Consider the following 21,641-nt stretch of genomic DNA (forward strand, 5'->3'; position numbering starts at 1 on the left):
GCGAGTGCCGTCGGCCAGAACGGACCGATAGCGCTCCGGTTTACAGGATCCGCTTGCCCATCGCGCTGGCGGCGAGTTCACAGGCCAACTCCGCGGTCTGGTTGTGTGTGTCCAGGATCGGATTCACCTCGACGACCTCCATCGAGCACAGGTCCGTCGAGCAGTTGGCGACGTACTCCATGGCGACGTGGGCTTCTCGGTACGAGACGCCGCCCCGGACCGGCGTTCCGACGCCCGGTGCCTCGTTGGGGTCGAGCCAGTCCATGTCGAGGCTGACGTGCAGTCCGTCGGCCGCGCTGTCGGCGACGGCCAGCGCGGACTCGACCACGTCCGTCACGCCGCGGTCGTCGATGTCGCTCATCGTGTAGGCCGTTACCGGCGACTCACGGATGTGTCGGCGTTCGCCCTCGTCGAGGTTCCGCAGCCCCACGAGCGCGACGTTCGCTGGGTCGACGTTCGGAGCGTGAGCCCACTCACTGCCGTCGAAGGAACCGGTCCCGAGGATCGCAGCAAGCGACATCCCGTGGACGTTGCCGCTGGGAGTCGTCTGGGGCGTGTTGTAGTCGGCGTGAGCGTCGAACCAGACGATGCCGATGTCGTCTGCCGTGGTGCCCGCGACCGTTCCGATCGCGATCGAGTGGTCGCCGCCCAGAACGAGCGGGAACTCACCTGCACTCACCGTCGAGTCGACGGCCGACGCGATGCGTTCACAGACCACCTCCGTCTCGGCGAGATACTTCGCTCGTCCGTCGACCGATTCGTCTGCGACCGGCTCAAGTTCCTCCGGGCGTGGAACCGTCACGTCACCGTAGTCGACACACTCGATGCCGGCCGATTCGAGCTGGTCGGCGAGGCCGGCGTACCTGATCGCCGAGGGGCCCATGTCGACGCCGCGGCGATCCGCTCCGAGGTCCATCGGTGCACCGATGAGACGTACCTGTCGATCCATATCGGGTGGCTACGCGAGCCGGCACTAAAAGACAGATGGACGACGTGACCGGCGAGCCGTGCCAGCTGGGAGCGTGCTTCCTGTCAGCGGTATCTAATTGTTCTGTGATGAACCCGGCTGACGACGGAACTCGGCGGTGTGACTGTGACGACGGGCAGAACTTCCAGTCGGGTCGCGACGAGTGTCAAAAAACACTGGCCCTGTCGAGGAACCTCGGGAAACAGCGCTGTTTCCGCTCGATTTGTGGATGTGATTTTTTACCACGATACACAGTGACAAACAGGATGGGGCCACCGTCGGCTTTAAGGACAGGTACATCCAATCTTCGGTTATGTCATCAATCGAACTCACGCCCAGTCAGAAAAACATCTTGCAGGAACTGGTCAACCTGTACAAAGAGAGCGAGAGTGCGGTCAAGGGAGAAGACATCGCCGAGAAGGTCGACCGAAATCCCGGAACGATCCGCAACCAGATGCAGAGCCTGAAGGCACTCCAGCTCGTCGAGGGCGTGCCCGGTCCGAAAGGCGGGTACAAGCCGACGGCGAACGCGTACGACGCGCTCCAGATCCAGGACATGGACGACGCCGCTCGGGTCCCGCTCCGGCACAACGGCGAACTCCTCGAAGACGCCAACGTCGAAGAGATCGACCTGACGAGCGTTCACCATCCCGAGAAGTGTCGTGCCGAGCTCCAGTTGCAGGGTTCGATCTCCGATTTCCACGAGGACGACTCGGTCACCGTCGGCCCGACGCCGCTCTCGAAGCTCCAGATCATCGGGACCCTCGCGGGGAAAGACGACACCAGCAACAAGCTGATCCTGACCATCGACGACATGCGGGCACCGGCCGGCGAACCGGAACATTAATTCTGCCGTTCGTTTTCGAATAGTGGACGTTTAGCGTTTCTAACTATTATTCAACCCTTCATTTCGTGACATAAATAATAAATGGAGTGCTCCTGAATGTTTGAACGTCCATGACGGACAAAGACATTGGGGGGAGTACCAGACGAACCTTCCTCGGGACAGTAAGCGGTATCGTCGGATCAACAGCGATCGGCACTGCAGCCGCAGTGGAGGGGCGGGATCCCGACGGAAACGGCGGTGATTCCCGTGATCCGGGAGAACTGATCGTCGGGATGGAGCCGACGGCCAACGCCGCCGAGACGAAGGCGACGATCCAGTCGGGACTGCCCGAAGGGGCCTCGGTCGTCGGCGAGAACGACACGCTGGGGTACATGGAAGTTCAGTTGCCCCAGCAGACCGGACCACAGGCACAGTCGGCGGCCAAGAAAGACCTGGAGAACCAGCCAGGCGTCGCGTACGTCGAGCCGAACACGACCTACTATCCGATGGTCATCGACGTGGACGACCCACGGGTCGGAGAACAGTACGCTCCCGAACTGGTGAACGCCGGTGGGGCGTGGGAGACGACGTTCGGATCGACCGACGTGACGATCGGCGTCGTCGACCAGGGGACCCAGTACACCCATCCGGACCTCGAAGCGCAGTTCGGACAGGTCAAGGGTCGGGACTTCGTCTCCGACGACGACGACCCGAGTCCGCGAAGTGGGAACGGACACGGTACCCACGTCTCCGGTATCGCGGCCGGGACGACGAACAACGCGACCGGCATCGCGGGCATCTCGAACTCCTCGCTGCTGGCCGCACGCGCACTCGGGGGTAGGGGCGGTGGCGGCGTCCTGAGCGCGATCGCAGACGCGATCGTCTGGTGTGCGGACAACGGTGCAGATATCATCAACATGTCTCTGGGCGGCGGTGGCGCGTCGCAGACGCTGCGCAACGCCTGTGACTACGCGTTCGAAAACGGCGCACTGCCGATCGCTGCGGCCGGAAACAGCGGTCAGCGAGGCGTCTCCTATCCGGCGGGCTTCGACTCCGTCGTCGCCGTATCTGCGGTCGGACCGAACGAGACACTGACCGACTTCTCGCAGTACGGCCCCGGAGTCGACGTTGCCGCGCCGGGACTGAACGTGCTCTCGACGTACCCGACCGACGACTACAACTCGCTGTCGGGAACGTCGATGGCCTGCCCGGCCGCCGCAGGCGTCGCGTCGCTGGCACTCGCGATCGATCCCGACCTGTCGCCACAGGAGCTCAAAGACGTGCTCACCGAGAGCGCGCGGGACATCGGCCTCCCGTCGGACCAGCAGGGCAGTGGTCTCGTCGACGCCGGTGCGATCGTCGACGCCGTCAACGACAGCGACGACGGCTACACGGCACCGACGGCGACGCTTTCGGTCGACACGACCACGCCGATGGTCGGAGACGACGTGACCTTCGACGCGAGTGGGTCGACGGACCCGGACGGATCGATCCAGTCCTTCGAGTGGACACTGGGCGACGGCACGACGGCGTCCGGCCCAGAGGTGACACACGCCTACGACTCGGCCGGCGAGTACACCGCAACCGTCACCGTCACCGGACCTGGCGGGCTGACCGACTCCGCCTCGGAGACCATCTCGGTCGAGGACTCCGACGGCGGCGGCGGCAGTGAGTACCCACAGTGGGACCCCAACGCCACCTACACCAGCGGCGACCGGGTCGTCTACGACGGCTCCGTCTGGGAAGCCCAGTGGTGGACCCAGGGCGACGAGCCCGGTTCGAACCAGTGGGGTCCGTGGGAAGAGGTCGGACCAGCAAACGGCGGTGGCGGCGACGATGGCGGCGACGGCGACAACGGTGACGACGGCGGCGACGGCGGCGACGGCGGCGACAACGAGTACCCGCAGTGGGACGCGGACACCGCCTACACCGGCGGCGACCGCGTCGTCTACGACGGCTCCGTCTGGGAAGCCCAGTGGTGGACCCGAGGCGACGAGCCGGCAGAGGAGAAAGCGGTCTGGGAACGCGTCTCCTGATCGCTGTCACACCGTCGGCTGTCGCTCCGTGACGGCGTCCGCGACGCCGGGTCGCGGATAGCACGACGCAGCGATCGGCCGACAGCACGACCCTACCGCCCGTCGTTCCCATCAGATCGGGGAGACGTAGCGAAGGGACAACGCAGTTGCCACGCGAGAGCGATTTCAAAGCCTTTGTATCGCCCGCTGCCCGACCTTTTCACACATGACCGACAACGTTGTCGTTCTCGGAGCTGGCTACGCCGGCGCGGGTGCGATAAAGAGCCTCGAAGACGAACTGAACGGCGAGGCCGACATCACTTGGATCTCGGACACCGACTACCACCTGGTGCTCCACGAATCTCACCGCTGTATCCGTGACCCGACCGTCCAGGAGAAGGTGACTATCCCCGTCGGCGACATCAAGTCTCGACAGACTGACTTCGTGCAGGCGTCGGTCGCCGACATCGACACCGAGGAGCGTGTCGTCGAACTCGACGACGACTCGACGGTCGAGTACGACTACCTCCTCGTCGCGATCGGTTCTCAGACCGCCTTCTTCGGTATCGAGGGGCTAGAGGAGTACGCACACACGCTCAAGTCGCTGGACGACGCCCTGAACATCCACGACGCAATCGCCAGCGCCGCCCGAGACGCGACGCAGAACGATCCCGCTCAGATCGTCGTCGGCGGTGCCGGCCTCTCGGGCATCCAGACGGCCGGCGAGATCGCCGAGTACCGCGACGAGCGCCGCGCGCCCCTGGAGATCCACCTCGTCGAGGGACTCGACGAAGTGATGCCCAACGGCGATCCCGAACTCCAGGGTGCGATCCGCAAGCGCCTCGAAGCGGCCGACATCAACATCATGTGTGGCGAGTTCATCGGCGAGGTCGACGAAGACACGGTCTACGTCGGCGAAGAGACGGAACTCGACTACGACGAACTCATCTGGACCGGCGGTATCACCGGCCGCGACGCCGTCCGCGACGTGGAACTGGACAAAGACGAGCGCTCTCACCGCATCGACTCCGAGCGTGACTTCCAGACCTCCGACGAGCGCGTCTTCGCCATCGGCGACTGCGCGCTGATCGACCAGCCCGGCGACGACCCCGCACCACCGACCGCTCAGGCCGCCTGGCAGGCTGCCGAGGTCGCCGGTCGGAACCTCGCGCGCGCCGCCCGGGGCCAGCCACTGGACACGTGGACCTACGACGACATGGGGACGGTCGTCTCCGTCGGCGACAAGGCCGTCGCCCACGACGTGGAGTACATGGGTATCAGCGTCCCCGTCGACACGTTCGGTGGCTTCCTCGCAGAGAACCTCAAGAAGGCCATCGCAGCCAAGTGGATCCGCCGGGTCTCGACGACCGGCCGGGCCGCCAAGGCCTGGCCCGACATGTAGACGGCGGCCACTGCCCACTATTCTCTCTCGACTGATAGCCCGGCGTGCCAGTGGTCGGCGTTGCTGGCTTCGACGGCCTCGTCCATCCGTTCGAGGTAGTCGACCGCGAGGCTCGCGGTCTTTGCGGCCTTGCGTTCGCCCGCCGTCCGGAACTCGCCGGTGACGCGGTTGGCGTAGACCGTACAGACCGCGCCGGCCCGGAGTCCGTAGAGGTTGGCCAGCGTCAGGATGGCGCTGGCTTCCATCTCGAAGTTGAGGACGCCGGCCGCTCGCAGCGCTTCGATGCGCTCGTCGCTCCCGCTGGCCTCGAACCCCTCGAAGCCGGGCCGTGACTGGCCGGCGTAGAAGCTGTCCGTCGAACAGGTCAGTCCGAGGTGGTAGTCGTATCCTAACTCCTCTGCGGCGGCGACGAGCGCCGAGACGACGCGGTGGTCGGCCGTCGCCGGGTAGTCCTCGCGGACGTACTCCTCGCTGGTCCCCTCCTGTCGGACCGCGCCGGTGGTGATGATCAGATCGCCGATGCTGGCCTGCTCCTGGATCGCGCCACAGGAACCGACGCGGAGCAGCGTCTCGGCGTCGACGCGAGCCAGTTCCTCGACGGCGATGGCGGCCGAGGGCGACCCGATCCCGGTCGACGTGACCGAGATCGGCGTTCCGTCGTACTCGCCGGTCGCCGTGCGGTACTCTCGGTGGTCCGCGACGACCTCGTGGTCGTCCCACGACTCGACGACCTTGGCGACGCGCTCGGGGTTGCCCGGCAGGAGGACGCTGGGTGCCACGTCGCCCGGCGCGACTTCGAGGTGGTACTGCTCGCCGTCGTTGGGATCTTCGCTGTCGTCGGTCATTCCAGGTGCTCCCGTGAGATGGTCGCCGGAATCAGTTCGCCCAGCTGGTACGTCGTCGTCTCGCCGTCGCCCTCGTCACAGACCACCGGCAGGTCGTCGTCACAGAACTCGATCAGCGTCTGGCGACACATCCCGCAGGGAGTGACGCCGTCGCGGGCGTCCGACGAGACGGCGATCCGCTCGAACGCTCGGTGGCCGTCCGCGACCGCGCTCCCGACGGCGACCTCCTCGGCGTGGAGGCTGTTGCTGTAGTTGGCGTTCTCGATGTTACAGCCGGTGTACACCGCGCCGTCGGCGGTCTCGATCGCCGCACCGACGCCGTACTCGGAGTAGGGCGCGAACGACTCCTCGACGGCCGTTCTGGCTGCCTCGACCAGCGAATCCATGTGCAGGGCCACGGCTGGCCCCGTCAAATAGCCATCGCCCAGCAGTCGCCAGCTTGCTCAGGCCGCCGTGGCGACCGCCTGCTCGACGGTCTCGGCGACCCGTTCGACGAGGGCGTCTACGTCGTCGCTCTCGGCGTACACCCGGACGTAGGGCTCGGTGCCGGAGGGACGCACGAGCGTCCACGAGTCGTCTGGGAACGTCAGGCGAACGCCGTACTCCGTCTCGACGGCGGCCTCGGGGAACGTCTCGGGAAGTGTCGTCGCCAGCCGCTCCATCGTCGCCGTCTTGTGCTCGTCCGGACAGTCCACGCTGTGTTTGCGGTAGGGCCGCTCGGTGACGGGCTCCCGGAGCGCGTCGAGTCCCTCGTCGGCGATCAGCGTCGTCAGGACGGCGGCGCTGGCGACGCCGTCGATCCACCCGCCGAAGGCCGTGTGGACGTGTTTCCAGGGTTCGGCGGCGAAGACGACGGTCCCCTCCGCGGCAGCGATCCCCTCGTGGAGCGCACCGAGACGGATCCGTTCGACGCGACCGCCGGCCTCGTCGACCCGCTCGTCGATCCGGCCGGAGGCGTTGGGCGTCGTCACGACGACGGGGTCCCGAGCGGACGAGCGGCGAACGTAGTGTTCGGCCAGTATCGCGAGGACGGTGTCCTCGTGGACCACGTCGCCGTCGGCGTCGACGATCACGATGCGGTCCGCGTCGCCGTCGTGGCCGATGCCGAAGGCCGCGTCCGTGTCGGCGACGAACGAGCGGAGTGCAGCCAGTGACTCCGGCGTGGGCTTGCTCTGACGGGCGGGGAAGTGGCCGTCGACCGACGCTTCGAGCGCGCGTACGTCCGCACCGAGTGCGCGGAGGACCTGTGGCGTCGCGAGCGCCCCCATCCCGTTGCCACAGTCGACCGCGACCGTGACATCCAGGGGCTCGTTCCCGTGATCCGCCGCGTAGGCCGCGACCGCGTCACGGTACTCGTCGAGCACCGTGGCCCGCTCCGTATCGCCCCACGCGGACCACTCGGCGGCGTTGTCGCCGGCAGCGACTCGCTCCTCGATTCGTTGCTCGGCCTCGCGGTCGTACTCGCTGCCGTCGACGAACAGCTTGATGCCGTTGTCCTCGGGCGGGTTGTGACTCGCCGTGAGCATGACGCCCCGCCGGCCCTGCGAGGCGTACGCGAGCGCTGGCGTCGGACACTGGCCGATGCGGACGACCGAACCACCCGCGCTTTCGATGCCCGCTTCGACGGCCGCGGCGAGGGCCGGGCCGGTGACGCGACCGTCGAGGCCGACGACGAACTCCGCGCCGTCGCGGCCGACCGCCTGGCCGACCCGAAGTGCGCGTTCGGGCGTCACTGTCTCGGCGACCGTACCACGGATTCCCGCCGTCCCGAACAGTTCCATACCTCACCGGTCGTGCGGGCCGCACTTGGGGGTAGCGGTACGCTCTCGTGGTGGCAGTCGGTCTCGAACGGATCGGCGGCGGAGAATCATACTGCCGGCTGTCACTTCGTGAAGAGCCCCGTCACCTCGGGGTGGCGAAATCGTTCACAGATTTACAGCCGGTATATCAGCTCGGCGTCGCACCCGCGTACGCGTCCTCCAGTCGAAGCACGACTCTGTGGACCGGCAGCGACAGCCCCATCCGACCGAACAGGAGTGCGATCGGGAGCAACACGATGCCCAGCAGCAGGCTGAACTGGTACAGTGCGAACACGAAGCCGCGGTAGAGTTGGGATTCCATCGTCCCTCGCTCTGCTATGGGCGAGTAGCAGTATATAAAGGTTAGCATCAGGTCACCCGCGTCGAATCGACCGCAGTCGTGCGGTTTCGTCGATTCGTCCCGTCGACGCTTCCCGTCTCGAAGAGCCGCCGATGTTCGGGTAATGGAGCCGTTGGCACGACGGGACGTTCGCATAACTTATGACGATATTCGCCGTCTCGTGCGCAGGCACGAATCAAAACACACGTGTAGTGGGGACGCGGAGAGACGTGTATGAATTACCTCGTGGCGATGGAAGCAGCCTGGTTGGTCAGAGACGTCGAAGACATCGACGACGCGATCGGTGTCGCAGTCAGCGAAGCGGGGAAGCGCCTCAACGAGTCCGAGATGGACTACGTCGAGGTCGAAGTCGGTGCGACGGGCTGTCCCGCCTGCGGTGAACCGTTCGACTCCGCGTTCATCGCCGCCGACACCGCGCTGGTCGGCCTCGTCCTCGAAATGAAGGTGTTCAACGCGGAGTCGATCGAGCACGCCCAGCGGATCGCCAAAAGCGAGATCGGCGGGTCGCTGCGCGACGTGCCGCTGAAGGTCATCGACACGATCGAGTTCGAGGGCGAAGAAGCCGACGCCGACACACAGGCCTGAGACTGCCGGCGATCGCTGTCACAGATCGCACACCCTGCAGTGGCGAATGTGTCACAGGCGGGTAATCACAGCAGACGGATCGTTCTGCCGTGGCGCTCGAACGTCGACAGCGCCGTCGGTGTTTTTATATATTACCGCAAGTAATTGGCGGTATGGAACTTCCGACGCCCGACGATCTGCGGGAACGGCGGACCGAGCTTGGCCTGACCCAGAGCAAACTCGCGGATCGGGCAGACGTATCACAGCCGCTGATCGCGCGGATCGAGGGCGGCGACGTGGACCCGCGGCTGTCGACGCTGCGACGGATCGTCAACGCTCTCGAAGAGGCCGAAGGCGGCATTCTCCGGGCCGAGGAGCTGATGAACGCCCCGGTCCACAGCGTCGCGCCGGACGACTCCGTCCACGAGACCCAGGACATCCTCGACGAGGGCAAGTACTCGCAGGTGCCGGTCGTCCGTGACGGCACCCCCGTCGGCCTGATCGGCCACTCCGACATCATCCAGCACGACCGCGAGAACGTGGGCGACCTCCCGGTCGCCGACGTGATGCACGAGTCGATCGCGACCGTCGAGACCGACGCGACGATCGACGAGATCGACGCCTACCTGACTCACAACGACGCCGTCCTCGTCGTCGACGCTGGCGAGACGGTCGGCATCATCACCGAAGCCGACATCGCGGCCCACGTGAGTAGTAGCCAGTGACAGTCGATACACACCCGATCGCACGACGACAGCGCGATCTGCGTGTCACTCGTTTCGATTGACGGTATCGCGAACGTCGGCTCGTCGTCCGTGTTAGTCGCCGTATACCCCTATGAACGGTCGGTCCCCCTTTTGAGGTCCCGTCGCGTCCAGAGCAGCAATGACGGTTCGTCCCGACGACGACAGACTGCACCGGCAGCTCGAAACGGCGCTCGAAATTGCCGAGGACGATCGCATCAAATATCACCTCCGCGAGGCCCTCCAGTTGCGACTCGTCGCGGACGAACCGAGAGAACAGGAGATCGAGCGGTAGCTCGCTCCGCTCGCGTTCGGCCGCTCACCCGGTCAGCTCTAGCCCGCGGACGGCAACACAGCCTTCGCCGTCCGTGACCTCGCCGATGACGCGCCCGTCAGTCGCCTCGACGACGGTCTCGGCGGCGCGTTCCGGCATCGCGGCCACGAACCCGGTCCCGCATCCACCTTTTTCGTCGTCGGGTTCGCTCGCGGTGCTCGCGAACCACTCCTCAAAAAGCGTGGTTCTCCTGAACGCAGTGAAGGAGTGCTTGTCAGAGCTTGCTCTGACAGTGGCGAAAATGTGGCTCGCTCCGCTCGCGTTCGGCCGCTCACCCGGTCAGCTCTAGCCCGCGGACGGCAACACAGCCTTCGCCGTCCGTGACCTCGCCGATGACGCGCCCGTCAGTCGCCTCGACGACGGTCTCGGCGGCGCGTTCCGGCATCGCGGCCACGAACCCGGTCCCCATGTTGAAGGTCCGGTGCATCTCCTCGTCGGAGACCGAGCCCTCCGACTGGACGAACTCGAAGATCGGCTGGGCGTCGAACGGGTCGGTGATCTCGTAGCGGTGTTCGCCCATCCGGGTGAGGTTCGTCCAGCCGCCGCCGGTCACGTGGGCCGCAGCGTGGGTCTCGGCGTCCCGGAGCGGACCCAGCACGTCGGTGTAGATTCGGGTCGGCGTCAACAGTGCCTCGGCGATCGTCTGCTCGGGATCGCGGGGGTAATCGTCGGTGTACTCGTGGTTCGCGGTGACGGCCTCGCGAGCGAGCGTGAGACCGTTGGAGTGGATCCCATCCGAGGGCCAGCCGACGATGACGTCGCCGGGTTCGGCTTCACCGGGGAAGACCGCGTCTTTGGGCGCGAGCCCGGCACAGGTGCCGGCGATGTCCAGCCCCTTGATCACGTCCGGCATCACGGCGGTCTCGCCGCCGACCAGCGCCACGTCGGCCCGCTTCGCGCCCTCGCGCAGTCCGGCACCGATCTGCTCGGACTCCTCGTCGTCTGGCTCCTCGACTGCGAGATAGTCGACGAACGCGACCGGTTCGACCCCCGTCGCCACGAGATCGTTGACGTTCATCGCGATGCAGTCGATGCCGATCGTCGAGTAGTCGTCGATCGCTTCGGCGACGAGGAGCTTGGTCCCGACGCCGTCGGTCGCCAGCGCGAGGTACTGGTCGCCGATGTCGACCAGCCCCGCGTAGTCGCCCTCGAACTCGCCGGCCGCTCCGATGAGCGCCGCCGTCGCGGCTTCGCTGGCGTCGATGTCGACGCCACTCGCCGCGTAAGTCAGCCCCTCCTCGTCGTCGCTGTCGTCGGTCATATGCGAGAGCGGGCGGGCCGAGAGCAAAAGACCACCGTTTCCGTGGGACCGGACTACAGTCCGGGAACGCCGGCCAGGAGCACGAAGACGCCAAGCAGGAGCATCGGCGCGGCGACGACCGCGTAGACCGGCTTGCTCCAGGCCAGGACCTTCTTGCCGTCGAGGGGACCGAACGGGATCATGTTGAAGCCCGCGAGCAACAGGTTGATCGAGACACCGAGCGCCGCCAGCTCGAACAGGAGCCCTCCGAAGAGTCCGAACCAGGCGACGACCAGCGGGACGACGAACACCAGCGCGAGCACGACGTTGGTCACGGGGCCGGCGAGTGCGATCAGTCCGTTCTCGCGCTCGGTGATTCGACCGCGGTGGTGGACCGCGCCCGGTGCGGCAAAGAGGAAGCCGGCCAGCGCGCTGACGACGGCCAGAAACAGCATGTTGTAGTCGGCGCGAAACTCCGCGATCTGGCCGAACCGGACCGCGACGACCTTGTGAGCGAGTTCGTGCAACAGGAAGCCGATCCCCGCGGTGAACAGACTCACCGCCAGTGCCCCGAGGACCGCAGTCGGGTTCGGCGGCCGGCCGGCGAGCAGGCCCTGGACCATGTCGTAGTTGATGAAGATCGCGAAGGCCAGACCCAGCGCGAGCCACGCGATCAGGAGGTCCTTGAGTTCGCGCTCGCTGAAGCGGACGTTCATCGCACCAGCCCCCACAGCAGGTCGGCGCTGTTCTGTGCGCCCTGGATCATGAGCCGAACGACGCCGTCGACGCCGTTGACGTTCGGTGCGCCGGCCGCGATGATCGGCAGCAGCGTCGTCGCGAACAGCGCACTCGCGATCATGCTCCCGACGTTGGTCATCGCGACGATGAGGATGAGTCTGAACAGGGGCACCGCCCGGAGCCGCTGGAAGATGTCGGACAGCGGGGCCTGCTCGTCGTCGAGAATCTCGTTGAGCGTGCCGATGTCGCCGACGTTGACGTCGACGTATCGCAACTCGATGTAGCCCGCGAACCACCCGGGCGCGAGCAGCGGATTGACGCTCGTGAGCCACGCGACGGCCCCGCCGACGGCGGAACTCGACCAGTGAGCACCGGCGAGTCGCGCCAGGGCCGCGGCGACGATCCCGTTGACGAGGAACCACGTCCCGAACAGCGTGAGCAGGAATTCACTGGAGGCCCCCGGCACGCCGGTGTAGACTGCCATCGCCAGCAGGAGGAAAAAGACCAGGAAGCCCAGCGTAAAGAGGTAGCCAAAGAGCTTGTACGGCGAGAACCAGCCGCCGGTTTCGCGCCCGACCAGCGAGGACTCGGGCGGCAGCTCTTCGGGGTGGTCGAGGTAGCGTTCGATCCCCGCACGGTGGCCGGCACCGACGATGGCGACGACGTGGTAGCCGGCGTCACGGAGGTCCACGAGGTTGTGTGCGATGTAGGCGTCGCGCTCGTCGATCAGGGCCTCCGCACCGCCCGGCGAGAACTGGCGGAACTCCTCCATCATCGCCGTCACGACGTCCACGTCGGTGAGTTCGGACGGGTCGAACTCCTCGTACTCTTCGCCGCCACTGGCGCGGGTCAGCAGCGCGAGAACCGGGATCCCGACCACCAGTGCGACGCCGAGCGCGACGACGAGCCCGTCTGCGACGGCGACACCCAGACCGCCGAGCCCACCGACGAGCGGGAGCGAACTGCCGAGCCAGTTCCCGGCCGGAACCACGAGCGGACCGATCGTCGACTCGACGACGACGCTCACCAGCACCCCGATCGTGAGGCCGATCGAGAGGCCGACGGTGCGAGAGTCGCCCATGCCGGCGAACAGAGCGCCGACGAGGGAGAGCTTCTCCCAGAAAGAGAGACGCGCCCAGAACCGCTGGACCGTCATCTGGATGTCGCGGTCGACGAGTGCGACCCCCAGACCGTTGCGTTCGGCCGTCTCGACGGCGGCCATCATATCTGCGCCGGGACTCACGTCGAAGCGGTCGCCCAGTCGCGTCTGGACGTACGACAGCATCCAGTAGGCCAGAAACTGAAAGACCGTGTTACCCCGAAGCAGATCACTGGCGTCGAGATCCTCCGGCGTCTCTCCTTTCATCTGCCGGTAGCGACCCTCGTCCAGCTCGACGGCGACCACGTCGGGCTGTTCGTCCTCGATCGTCCGTTCGACTTCCTCGACACTATCCTGTGAGACGTGTGCCGTCCCTACTACCGTCACACGCCCCTCCCCACCACCCCCCTGTGGCAGATTGCGCGTGGTCTCGGCGCGGTCGGTCATCACACCGGCTACACGGCGGCCACTGTTATGCGTTTCTGTCGGTCACGACTGTCGGTCGGCCGTCAGGTATCTTGTCGGAACGAAGACTATTCACTGGATCGAACTATCACGGAGAACCTCGCGCTCATCTAACACTATTGCTTTCCGCCCGGTAGCGCGCAAAATTACTGGACGGCTCGCGATTACATTGTGGTTAGTGACTTTCGAACATCCCAGAAAACGTGATATATCGGGGTTTTCAATATACGTCCGAGTTCAATGTACGATCTGACTGGATTTCAGCGTGACTTGCTGTACGTGATCGCAGGACTGGACGAACCACACGGGCTCGCGATCAAAGACGAGCTCGAGAAGTACTACGAGAGCGAGGTGAACCACGGACGCCTGTATCCGAACCTCGACACGCTCGTCGAGAAGGGGATGGTCGAGAAGGGACAGCGCGACCGACGAACGAACTTCTACGCCCTGACCAGTCGTGGCAAGCGCGAGCTCAACGCCCGCCAGGACTGGGAGTCCCAGTACGTCACCGCGTAGCTCGGCGCTCGAACCCGCGTCGGCGTGTCGATGTCACCGACAGCCGTCCGAATACTCGTACCGCCTCCCGGCGTCGCGATCTTCGACGGCACACGCTTATACCACAACCAGACGAACGCCCAGTTATGCCACTGGACGTAGAACCGCCGGCACCGCCCGAACTCGACACCGCCGTCGACGCCAGCGACTACGACGACGTCGACGTGGACACGAGCGAGTACCGGCGCGAAGAACTGGAGGCGTTCTTGCAGGACGGTGCCTGGGAGCAGGCGTTCACGGAGTGGGCCGAGACGACCGACCTCGACGAGACGGCGTTCGAGATCGTCAGAGAACTGGGTCTCGTCGACCAGTTCGACTTCTTCTGGGACGACTTCGCACAGCGGGTGGGGTACCACGCACCGGGACTGCCCGAGGACTGGCGAGAACGATCGCTACACCCGGATCTGAACTCCTGGGACACCGTGTCGGGGATCAACGCCGGCATGGCCGAGCTGGGACGGACGGTCAGCGAGACGCTCAAGGCCGATTACGTCGACTGGCAGACAGACCCGGATCTGCCGGACGATCTCCCGGAGTTCGGCGACGAGTGACGCCGCAGCCGTTCACTCGGCCAGCGGACTGTAGTTGCCGTTGATGTCCCACTCGTGGAGACAGAAGGGGTTGCCGGCTTCCTTTTGCTCGCCGTCGACCACGATCTGCCACGAGTCGGTCTCGTCGTCCCAGACGTCGTGACGACCGCAGCGTTCGCACGTCCGCTCCGAGGGCGGGACGAGTTTCGTCATACCGCGACAGTGGTGCCAGAGAATAATGAGCGTGCCGGTCCCGTCCGGGGGCTTCCGATCAGTTACCGCTCTCGGTCGCGGTGTCGGTCTCCGGCGTCGATGTCGTCGTCTCGTCGGTCGTCTCGGAGCCGCCGGTCTCGTCGGTCGTCTCTGAGCCACCGGTGTCGCTGGTCGAGTTCGTGGCGTCGGTCTCGTTCTCGGAAGATCGGAGATCGACCTCCGTGCTGTTCATCTCGACTTCGGCCGGCTCCTCGTCGACGCCCAGCACCTGCCCTTCCGAGACGTCGGTCGTCCCGCTCCACTGCGTGAGCGTGCCGTTGTCGACGCTACCGGCACGGAACTGGTAGCTGCTGTTGGCTCTGACCGAGACGTTCGTGTAGCCGTTGTCCGGTCCGAACTCGTCGTATCCGGTCGTCGAGTACGGGACGGTCATCGTGAACGTCCCGTCGTCGTTCGTTCGGGTCCGCTGGGTGTAGGTGAACGTCTCGTTGGAGGCGGGGTTGTACATCTCGACGGTGGCCTGCACGGTCGCGTTCTCGGGGCCGGTCCCTTCGACGGTCGCACCGGGAACGCGCTCGAAGAGCTTCAGCCACTGTGGGGCCGTGTCGTGGAAGACCTGCTGTTCGATGTCCTCCGGCAGACACGCGATCTGTCCCGGACCGGACTCTGCGACCCGGAGTGTCACGTCAGAGGTACACTCCGCGGTACTGTTGACAGGCTGGTAGCCCAGTCCCGAGGCCGCGGCGGACTGTAGCAGACCGCGGTTGTACTGACTGCTCGCCGTCGCGGACTGCTCGCTGGTTCCGACGAGTCGGTAGTGTTCCATCGCGGGGACGCGTTCGGACGGGAGCGCACCGATCCCGCCGACGCTCGACGTGGAGTCGTTGGCCGTGTACGCGCGTGCTTCTTCCATCGTCTGGGTCTGGAAGATCGCTCGCCGGCCGTCGACCTGTGCGACCTGTCGGCCCTGTAGCGTACTCGGTTCCCAGTCGACGCCGATCGGTCGTGGCTCGACGGCGCTTCCGTGGTAGCGGTAGAGACGCACCACCGTGCTGTTGTAGTAGGCCTGTCGCTGGTGGACGAAGGACGGTCCACGGAGCGACTGTGCGCGACTGGAGTAGACCGGGCTGTAGTAGTCCTGCTGGCTGACCTCCGACACGTCGTAGAAGTTCGGCGGCGCGAAGAACTTCCCGCCGACGTTGCCGTTGGTCTCGGCCATCTTCCAGTCGACGGCGACGTACCGGGTCTCGGCCTCGGAGTCGTTCTCGCTCACGTCGTCGAGCACGTCGTTGGCCTGGGTCTCGTTGGGGGCCAGCAGGAAGTTCGCGGCCTCGGTGGCACCCTGCTGGAACGGGTTAGCGGTCGGGATCCGCTGGCCCTGGGCGGTTATCCAGTGGCCGTAGTCCCACCACGAGAGGACGCCGTACTGTCCGTCCTCGTAGTCGAACTCGCCGACGTTCGGGAAGGTCCCGTAGTAGTCGAGTTCGTTCGCGGCTCCGCCGAGCGTTCCTTCGGCAGGCGTGTTGCCTTCCATCCAGTCGAGTCCGTCGGACCATCCTTCGATGCCCTGACCGGGGCTGTCGTATCGGTCGATGTTGGTCGGGGACGCGACCGCGACCATCGGTGCGACGACGAGGACGGCGATCGCGGCGACGGTGAGGACCTGGTACGCCTCGACGTTGATCCCGTCGCCGTCGACGATCGAACGGTCGCCGTCAGCGAGGTATCGGAGCACGGAACCGACCGCGTAGGCCGTCAGTCCGCCGATCGGCACTGCGAGGTAGTAGGCGAACCGTGCTTGCGTGATCGCGGCGGCCGTGACGAACGCAGCCCAGACCACGACGAGGAGCTGCTGGGGCTCGACCTTCGAGCCGATCAGGTTCCGAACGACGATGAGGGCACCGGCGGCGAGCGCGATGAACGTCGCGAAGCCGTGCATCTGGAACAGTGCGATCGCCGGCTGGCGCATCTGCGTGATCTCGCCGATCGTCCCGGCTGTCTCGGACGGCCCGATGCCCAGGACACCGCCGAAGATCCGGACCAGGTTCCGGGCGAACAGATCGTAGATGCCCGGTGTCGCGAGCTGTGCGAAGACGACACCGACGACGAGGACGCTCAGGATCGTCAGCGGATAGAACACCGTGTCGATGTCGTGGTCGTCCCAGAAGCGTGCCAGCCAGGCCATGAACACACAGCCGGCGGCGACGCCGAACGCGAGCGTCGGGTGCAGCAGCGAGAAGACGCCGACCCTGAACTCGGCGGCGGTGATCGGGATGAACATCAGGACACCGGTCACGCCCAGTGCGACGGCACCGGCGATCGCCGTGTGCTCCGGGCTCTCGCCGCGGACGAACTCGATCGTCAGCTGGAAGAGCAGGTAGACGCCGACGATACCCAGCAGGAGGACGCCGAAGGGCCAGACCCACAGGTACAGCGTGATCGCGACCCCGGCCAGCGCGCTCCAGACGAGCGTGCTCCGGAGCCCCTCGAAGTCCCTGTCGAGGAACTGCTCGTAGACCGGCCGGTCCCGGCGGGCGACCGTCACGGCGACCATCACGCCGAGGACGCCCAGCGTCTGGAAGAGCACCTCCGCGATGTGGTGGTCCGAGAAGCCGACCATGCTCCGCTGGAGGATCGATCCCGCGGAGAGCGCGAACACGGCCAGTGCGACGACGCCGCCGGCACGACCGCCGAGCCGACGGCCGATGACGTACGTGGGGAGCCCCGTCAGCAGCGCGAACACCGCCGGTGCGAACAGCACGACGAGCCGGACGGTGTTGTCGCTTGGCGATCCGAGCCCGACGATCAACGCGACGGTCGCGAGCAACTGGTCGAACAGGGTGCCGAACTGACCCACGTCGGTCCCGTGAGGGAAGTACGTCCAGGGGTCGAACGGCATCGTCTGTGGCCAGTTGCGGACGGTGTAGGCCGTCGAGCGGTAGTGATACCAGGCGTCGTTCCCGTTGAACAGCACTTCACCGTCGACGATGTAGTTGTTCCACGGTCGGACACGATTCCACAGTGTGAACCCGAGGAGGAGGGCGCCGAAAGCGAGGTGGTAGTACTGCTGCACCAAGTCGACGGCCCGCTCGAGTTCGTCGTTATCTTCGAGGCGGCCCCGCCTTTGACTCATTAGCGGAACGAATTGCCATCGCGCGCATAAGCCTTGTCATATGCGTACGACGGCGCGGCCGTGTCGCGTCGTCGTCCCCTCTCGAAACCGCCGTCTGCCGTCCGCCAGCGACCGTTTTCGGGACTCGCTCGACGGCAGCTTCGTCGCCGATAGCCCGCTGGCAATGAAAACGCCTATGCGACGAGGCGGGACAGAACTCTGCATGCGCGTCTCGGTCGTGATCTGTCTGCACACGATGGACCGCTTCGATCACTTCGTCGAGGCGGTCGAGAGCGTGTTCGCTGGGACGTACGACGACGTGGAACTCGTGTTGGTCTCGGACGGGAGCGACGCGGTCTGTGGGGCCATCGAGGACCGCTTCGGCGACCGATCGGACGTACAGATCGTCTGCAACGAGGAAAATCGCGGGCTCGCAGTCAGTCGAAACCGTGGTCTCGACGCCGCAAGCGGAGACGTAGTCGCGTTTACTGACGACGACGTAATCGCCGACGAGCGGTGGCTCGAAGCGCTGGTCTCGGTGTACGAGGAGCGCGACGTGCCGGCGGTCGGGGGACGGCTCGTCCCGGAGTGGGTCGCCGACGAGCCCGTCTGTCTGCCCGCCGAGTTCTACTGGCTGATCGGGGTGACGCCGCCGACGTTCGGGCCGGCCGACGACGCCTCGGTCGGCGGCGAAGTACGCAACACCTACGGAGGCAACATGTCGTTCCGGCGGTCGGTCCTCGAAGAGCTCGGCGGCTTCGAGCCCGAGATCGGCGGTCGAACTGGCGACAAGAACCTCCAGGGCGAGGAGACCGAGCTCTGTGCGCGACTCCAGGCCGAGTACGGCCGCGGGATGTACTACACGCCCGACGCGATCGTCGCGCACAAGATCTTCGACTACCGGACGGAGCTCGGGTGGCTCCTCGACAGGGCGTTCTGGCAGGGCTACTCCAAGCGCGGGCTCGAAGTGCTCGTGCCGGAGACCGACGGCACGGAGTCGGACTACCTCGCCACGTTGCTGTTCGTCGCGACGCCGCGACGGCTCCGCGGGCTCCGCACCGAGCCGTCGCTCGCAGCCGTCGTCCAGCTCGCGATGCTGTTCGTGTTCACCGGCGTCGTGGGGCTGGGTTATCTCTACGGAATGGTGAAGTGGTGACCATGTCCGAGGACAGCCTCCCCGGTGTCTGTGTCGTCACCCACCCGCTCGCGTCGGCCGGCGAGAACGCCACCCGGAGCTTGCTGGAGATCCTCGCCGCGGTGACGACGGTGTCGCTCGTCACTGCCGACCTGCCGGCCGACTCCGAGATCCGAGACCGGCACGAGCTGATCGAGCTCACGGAGCGAGGGGCCGGCCAGTCGAACGTCGCCGTCGCGGCCGCCCGATTCCTCCTGAATCAGCTCCGGATGTGCCGGGCGCTCGTCGGCAGAGACGAGGGGGTGGTGCTGTTCTACGGGGCGACCGCGTACCTCGCGCCGATCCTGTTCGCACGACTGCTGGGCAAGCGCGTCCTCGTCGAGCCACGCGGCGACGTGCCCCTGACGCTCCGATTGCACTGGGAACAGTCGCTGCCGGCCGTCCTCGCGCGGACGCTCGCGGGACTGGTCCGGGCGCTGGAACGGGCGGGCTTCGCGGCCGCACACGGCGTCGTCACGTACACGCCCGCGATGGCGACCCAGCTCGGTCTCGACCCACAGCGCCAGCGCGTCTATCCCGACGGCGCGCGGTTCGTCCACACCGATCGGTTCGACGTGGAGACGCCCCACACGGAGCGCGAGCCGGTCGTGGGCTTTCTCGGTCGCCTCGACGAAGAGAAAGGGATCAGAACGCTCGCGAGCGTCGCACAGTCGTTGCCGTCAGACTACACGTTCCGGTTCGTCGGTGACGGTGAGCTGCGCCCCTGGCTGGAACGGGAACTCGCCGAGGAGATCGACGCCGGGCGCGTCGAAGTGACCGGCTGGGTCGACCACGACGACGTGCCCCGGCAGCTGAACGACCTCGCACTGCTGGTGTTGCCGTCGGACCCGACCGAGGGCCTCCCGACGACGATCCTCGAAGCGCTCGCCTGCGGGACGCCGGTGTACGCGACGCCGGTCTCCGGCGTGCCGGACGTGGTTCGAGACGGCGAGACCGGTTTCCACATCGCGGATCGCGACCCGGCGACGTTGCGTGACGGGATCGAGTCGATTCTCGGCCGAGACGACCTCGACGAGATCAGCGCCCGGGGACGGACGCTCGTCGAGGACGAGTACAGCTTCGAGGCAGCCTGCGAGCGGTACCGGGAGATCCTCCGGTCGGTCGTCGACGATCGAGCAGACCGGGCCTAAGAGTCCGTCGAGACGGGGCCAGTCCGGGTCCGATCGCCCTATCCGAAAGGTACTTTGGACGCGTCGGAGAGGGTCCGACAATGACTGCCCCCAACGTCCTCCTGGTGATACTGGACAGCGTCAGAGCCAGAAACACCAGTCTACACGGGTACGGGGACCGGACGACGCCGTTTCTCGACTCGTTCGCCGGAGAGGCCGAGTGGTACCGGCAGGCACGGGCTCCGAGCATCCACAGCGTCGCCAGCCACGCCAGCCTCTTTACCGGGCTCCACGTGGACCAGCACGGCGTCACGAAACACGAGTCGCGGCTGGATCCCGACGCCACCGTCTGGTCGGACTTGTCCGAACGGGGCTACGAGACGGGGCTGTTCACGCCCAACGTCGTCGTCACGGAGTCGTCGAACCTCGCGGAGCCGTTCGACACCGTCGACGGCCCGCGGAGAGATCCGAAACACCGCTACTTCGAGGACGCGCTCTCGCCGACGGACGTGGAGGGCCACCAGACGAACGTCGAGTACCTGCGGCGGTGTGTCGCCAGCGGCAAGCCGTTCCGGTCGGCGTTCAACGGCCTGTACTTCCTCTCCAGCAACAAGGAAGCGTACGATCCCGAGCGGGAGGCGGGCACCGGGTACGTCGAGAGCTTCCTGCAGTGGTCGGACGAACGAGACGGCCCGTGGGCTGCCTGCCTGAACTTCATGGACGCCCACTTCCCGTACGAACCCGTCCAGGAATTCCGGTCGGCGGGCACGGCGGAACTGCTGGACGTACACGACTCGCTGTCGTCGCCGATCTCGAAGGACGTCGCCGCGTCCGAGGAGTGGTGGAAGCTCCGGGCGATCGAATCCCTCTACGACGACTGTATCCGGCAGGCCGACGACGCCGTGGCGACGCTGGTCGACGCGCTGCGAGAGCGCGGTGTCCTCGACGACACGCTCCTGGTCGTCACCAGCGACCACGGCGACGGCTTCGGGGAGTGGAGCCACGTCGATCCGCGGGTCCGTGCCGCGTACCACAGCTGGAGCGTCCACGAGGTGCTGACCCACGTGCCGCTCCTCGTGCGCCGTCCCGGCGGCGAGCACGGAGGGGCGAACGACTCGCTGGCCAGCCTCACCCGCTTCCCGGCCGTCGTCGAAGCGACGCTCGACGGCGAGACTGGGAGTTTCGCCGTCGACGACCGCGCGTTCGCCTCGACCCACCGGCTCGAACGTCCGGCGGTCATGTTACCGGACGCCTGCGAGGATCCCGAGCGGTACGGCGGACCGTGGCGCGCGGTCTACGAGCAGGACGGCGACGACGTGTACAAGTACGGGACCCACGGTTCGGCGTCGGCGACGATCCGCGTCAGAGACGCACAGGTGTCCGACCGCGTCTCCGACGACGACGGCGGCGTCGTCGCGCAGTCGTACGGCGAACTGGAGGGAGCCGACGTGAGCGACGGCGAGTCCGAGTCGCTGGAGGACTCCGTCGAAGACCAGCTAGAGAGTCTCGGTTACATTCGATAGACTGCG

General features: G+C 66.2%; 21 protein-coding genes. 11 read left to right on the forward strand and 10 right to left on the reverse strand.

Annotated features, from left to right (window positions below):
- Positions 1–40 precede the first annotated feature (40 nt).
- Positions 41–949 carry an arginase gene (rocF, locus tag AC5FRZ_RS10715; protein WP_493564561.1) on the reverse strand — a complete coding sequence of 303 codons (909 nt, stop codon included), beginning with the start codon at positions 947–949 and terminating at the stop codon, positions 41–43.
- A gap of 331 nt (positions 950–1,280) precedes the next feature.
- Here rocF and AC5FRZ_RS10720 point away from each other — a divergent pair, with 331 nt between their 5' ends.
- The 3 genes from AC5FRZ_RS10720 (at position 1,281) to AC5FRZ_RS10730 (ending at position 5,210) form a co-directional block, all read left to right on the forward strand.
- Positions 1,281–1,814, forward strand: coding sequence for an HTH domain-containing protein (locus AC5FRZ_RS10720; protein ID WP_018258255.1), 534 nt, complete (start codon positions 1,281–1,283; stop codon positions 1,812–1,814).
- A gap of 110 nt (positions 1,815–1,924) precedes the next feature.
- Complete coding sequence (locus AC5FRZ_RS10725; RefSeq protein ID WP_493564562.1) at positions 1,925–3,829, forward strand: S8 family serine peptidase; 1,905 nt, start codon at positions 1,925–1,927, stop codon at positions 3,827–3,829.
- 205 nt (positions 3,830–4,034) lie between these two features.
- A complete protein-coding gene (locus AC5FRZ_RS10730; RefSeq protein ID WP_170094709.1) occupies positions 4,035–5,210 on the forward strand; it encodes an NAD(P)/FAD-dependent oxidoreductase in 1,176 nt (391 codons plus the stop codon).
- Positions 5,211–5,227: 17 nt separating this feature from the next.
- Here the strand turns inward: AC5FRZ_RS10730 and AC5FRZ_RS10735 are convergent, their stop codons facing one another.
- The 4 genes from AC5FRZ_RS10735 to AC5FRZ_RS10750 all read right to left on the reverse strand — a co-directional run bounded on the left by AC5FRZ_RS10735 (position 5,228) and on the right by AC5FRZ_RS10750 (position 8,176).
- The gene (locus AC5FRZ_RS10735; RefSeq protein ID WP_493564563.1) at positions 5,228–6,055 is read right to left on the reverse strand and encodes a nucleoside phosphorylase; all 828 of its coding nucleotides are present in this window, start codon (positions 6,053–6,055) and stop codon (positions 5,228–5,230) included.
- Positions 6,052–6,441, reverse strand: coding sequence for a cytidine deaminase (cdd, locus tag AC5FRZ_RS10740; RefSeq protein WP_153553793.1), 390 nt, complete (start codon positions 6,439–6,441; stop codon positions 6,052–6,054). Before cdd ends, AC5FRZ_RS10735 begins: the two co-directional genes overlap by 4 nt.
- A gap of 57 nt (positions 6,442–6,498) precedes the next feature.
- Positions 6,499–7,836, reverse strand: coding sequence for a phosphopentomutase/phosphoglucosamine mutase (locus tag AC5FRZ_RS10745; protein WP_493564564.1), 1,338 nt, complete (start codon positions 7,834–7,836; stop codon positions 6,499–6,501).
- Between the two features lie 166 nt (positions 7,837–8,002).
- Positions 8,003–8,176 carry a hypothetical protein gene (locus AC5FRZ_RS10750; protein WP_194286859.1) on the reverse strand — a complete coding sequence of 58 codons (174 nt, stop codon included), beginning with the start codon at positions 8,174–8,176 and terminating at the stop codon, positions 8,003–8,005.
- A gap of 252 nt (positions 8,177–8,428) precedes the next feature.
- Here AC5FRZ_RS10750 and AC5FRZ_RS10755 point away from each other — a divergent pair, with 252 nt between their 5' ends.
- From AC5FRZ_RS10755 to AC5FRZ_RS10765, 3 genes are all read left to right on the forward strand, one after another.
- Complete coding sequence (locus AC5FRZ_RS10755; protein WP_015763690.1) at positions 8,429–8,800, forward strand: DUF555 domain-containing protein; 372 nt, start codon at positions 8,429–8,431, stop codon at positions 8,798–8,800.
- Between the two features lie 152 nt (positions 8,801–8,952).
- Positions 8,953–9,504: a CBS domain-containing protein gene (locus AC5FRZ_RS10760; RefSeq protein WP_493564565.1), complete on the forward strand. Its 552-nt coding sequence runs from the start codon at positions 8,953–8,955 to the stop codon at positions 9,502–9,504.
- Between the two features lie 160 nt (positions 9,505–9,664).
- Positions 9,665–9,817 carry a hypothetical protein gene (locus tag AC5FRZ_RS10765; protein ID WP_493564566.1) on the forward strand — a complete coding sequence of 51 codons (153 nt, stop codon included), beginning with the start codon at positions 9,665–9,667 and terminating at the stop codon, positions 9,815–9,817.
- 310 nt (positions 9,818–10,127) lie between these two features.
- Here the strand turns inward: AC5FRZ_RS10765 and purM are convergent, their stop codons facing one another.
- Genes purM through AC5FRZ_RS10780 form a run of 3 tightly spaced genes read right to left on the reverse strand, consistent with a single transcriptional unit; the run spans position 10,128 to position 13,380 of the window.
- Positions 10,128–11,117 (reverse strand): phosphoribosylformylglycinamidine cyclo-ligase, encoded by a 990-nt coding sequence (gene purM / locus AC5FRZ_RS10770; protein WP_493564567.1) that lies wholly within the window; start codon positions 11,115–11,117, stop codon positions 10,128–10,130.
- Between the two features lie 53 nt (positions 11,118–11,170).
- Positions 11,171–11,812 (reverse strand): zinc metalloprotease, encoded by a 642-nt coding sequence (locus tag AC5FRZ_RS10775; RefSeq protein WP_493564568.1) that lies wholly within the window; start codon positions 11,810–11,812, stop codon positions 11,171–11,173.
- The gene (locus tag AC5FRZ_RS10780) at positions 11,809–13,380 is read right to left on the reverse strand and encodes a TraB/GumN family protein (protein ID WP_170094726.1); all 1,572 of its coding nucleotides are present in this window, start codon (positions 13,378–13,380) and stop codon (positions 11,809–11,811) included. The genes AC5FRZ_RS10775 and AC5FRZ_RS10780 overlap by 4 nt, the downstream gene beginning before the upstream one ends.
- Positions 13,381–13,638: 258 nt before the next feature.
- Here AC5FRZ_RS10780 and AC5FRZ_RS10785 point away from each other — a divergent pair, with 258 nt between their 5' ends.
- Together AC5FRZ_RS10785 and AC5FRZ_RS10790 are read left to right on the forward strand one after the other, a co-directional pair.
- Positions 13,639–13,914, forward strand: a complete 276-nt coding sequence (locus AC5FRZ_RS10785) for a PadR family transcriptional regulator (RefSeq protein ID WP_015763696.1) — start codon at positions 13,639–13,641, stop codon at positions 13,912–13,914.
- A 125-nt stretch (positions 13,915–14,039) separates the two neighbouring features.
- Positions 14,040–14,504: a DUF7992 family protein gene (locus AC5FRZ_RS10790; protein WP_170094728.1), complete on the forward strand. Its 465-nt coding sequence runs from the start codon at positions 14,040–14,042 to the stop codon at positions 14,502–14,504.
- Between the two features lie 12 nt (positions 14,505–14,516).
- On the opposite strand, the gene AC5FRZ_RS10795 is transcribed toward AC5FRZ_RS10790, so the two are convergent.
- Together AC5FRZ_RS10795 and AC5FRZ_RS10800 are read right to left on the reverse strand one after the other, a co-directional pair.
- A complete protein-coding gene (locus tag AC5FRZ_RS10795; protein WP_015763698.1) occupies positions 14,517–14,696 on the reverse strand; it encodes an HEWD family protein in 180 nt (59 codons plus the stop codon).
- A gap of 58 nt (positions 14,697–14,754) precedes the next feature.
- Positions 14,755–17,829 (reverse strand): oligosaccharyl transferase, archaeosortase A system-associated, encoded by a 3,075-nt coding sequence (locus tag AC5FRZ_RS10800; protein WP_493564569.1) that lies wholly within the window; start codon positions 17,827–17,829, stop codon positions 14,755–14,757.
- Positions 17,830–18,031: 202 nt separating this feature from the next.
- On the opposite strand from AC5FRZ_RS10800, the gene aglG reads away from it, so the two are divergent.
- From aglG to AC5FRZ_RS10815, 3 genes are all read left to right on the forward strand, one after another.
- Positions 18,032–18,964: a glucosyl-dolichyl phosphate glucuronosyltransferase gene (gene aglG / locus AC5FRZ_RS10805; RefSeq protein WP_372480662.1), complete on the forward strand. Its 933-nt coding sequence runs from the start codon at positions 18,032–18,034 to the stop codon at positions 18,962–18,964.
- Between the two features lie 2 nt (positions 18,965–18,966).
- Positions 18,967–20,133 (forward strand): glycosyltransferase family 4 protein, encoded by a 1,167-nt coding sequence (locus tag AC5FRZ_RS10810; protein WP_493564570.1) that lies wholly within the window; start codon positions 18,967–18,969, stop codon positions 20,131–20,133.
- A gap of 80 nt (positions 20,134–20,213) precedes the next feature.
- Complete coding sequence (locus AC5FRZ_RS10815) at positions 20,214–21,635, forward strand: sulfatase-like hydrolase/transferase (RefSeq protein ID WP_493564571.1); 1,422 nt, start codon at positions 20,214–20,216, stop codon at positions 21,633–21,635.
- Positions 21,636–21,641: the final 6 nt, after the last annotated feature.

The organism is Halomicrobium sp. HArcht1-1 (assembly GCF_058933285.1).

Coding starts and splice junctions, on each gene's coding strand:
- rocF (WP_493564561.1), bottom strand. CDS start 949: ATGGATCGACAGGTACGTCTCATCGGTGCACCGATGGACCTCGGAGCG.
- AC5FRZ_RS10720 (WP_018258255.1), top strand. CDS start 1,281: ATGTCATCAATCGAACTCACGCCCAGTCAGAAAAACATCTTGCAGGAA.
- AC5FRZ_RS10725 (WP_493564562.1), top strand. CDS start 1,925: ATGACGGACAAAGACATTGGGGGGAGTACCAGACGAACCTTCCTCGGG.
- AC5FRZ_RS10730 (WP_170094709.1), top strand. CDS start 4,035: ATGACCGACAACGTTGTCGTTCTCGGAGCTGGCTACGCCGGCGCGGGT.
- AC5FRZ_RS10735 (WP_493564563.1), bottom strand. CDS start 6,055: ATGACCGACGACAGCGAAGATCCCAACGACGGCGAGCAGTACCACCTC.
- cdd (WP_153553793.1), bottom strand. CDS start 6,441: ATGGATTCGCTGGTCGAGGCAGCCAGAACGGCCGTCGAGGAGTCGTTC.
- AC5FRZ_RS10745 (WP_493564564.1), bottom strand. CDS start 7,836: ATGGAACTGTTCGGGACGGCGGGAATCCGTGGTACGGTCGCCGAGACA.
- AC5FRZ_RS10750 (WP_194286859.1), bottom strand. CDS start 8,176: ATGGAATCCCAACTCTACCGCGGCTTCGTGTTCGCACTGTACCAGTTC.
- AC5FRZ_RS10755 (WP_015763690.1), top strand. CDS start 8,429: ATGAATTACCTCGTGGCGATGGAAGCAGCCTGGTTGGTCAGAGACGTC.
- AC5FRZ_RS10760 (WP_493564565.1), top strand. CDS start 8,953: ATGGAACTTCCGACGCCCGACGATCTGCGGGAACGGCGGACCGAGCTT.
- AC5FRZ_RS10765 (WP_493564566.1), top strand. CDS start 9,665: ATGACGGTTCGTCCCGACGACGACAGACTGCACCGGCAGCTCGAAACG.
- purM (WP_493564567.1), bottom strand. CDS start 11,117: ATGACCGACGACAGCGACGACGAGGAGGGGCTGACTTACGCGGCGAGT.
- AC5FRZ_RS10775 (WP_493564568.1), bottom strand. CDS start 11,812: ATGAACGTCCGCTTCAGCGAGCGCGAACTCAAGGACCTCCTGATCGCG.
- AC5FRZ_RS10780 (WP_170094726.1), bottom strand. CDS start 13,380: ATGACCGACCGCGCCGAGACCACGCGCAATCTGCCACAGGGGGGTGGT.
- AC5FRZ_RS10785 (WP_015763696.1), top strand. CDS start 13,639: ATGTACGATCTGACTGGATTTCAGCGTGACTTGCTGTACGTGATCGCA.
- AC5FRZ_RS10790 (WP_170094728.1), top strand. CDS start 14,040: ATGCCACTGGACGTAGAACCGCCGGCACCGCCCGAACTCGACACCGCC.
- AC5FRZ_RS10795 (WP_015763698.1), bottom strand. CDS start 14,696: ATGACGAAACTCGTCCCGCCCTCGGAGCGGACGTGCGAACGCTGCGGT.
- AC5FRZ_RS10800 (WP_493564569.1), bottom strand. CDS start 17,829: ATGAGTCAAAGGCGGGGCCGCCTCGAAGATAACGACGAACTCGAGCGG.
- aglG (WP_372480662.1), top strand. CDS start 18,032: ATGCGCGTCTCGGTCGTGATCTGTCTGCACACGATGGACCGCTTCGAT.
- AC5FRZ_RS10810 (WP_493564570.1), top strand. CDS start 18,967: ATGTCCGAGGACAGCCTCCCCGGTGTCTGTGTCGTCACCCACCCGCTC.
- AC5FRZ_RS10815 (WP_493564571.1), top strand. CDS start 20,214: ATGACTGCCCCCAACGTCCTCCTGGTGATACTGGACAGCGTCAGAGCC.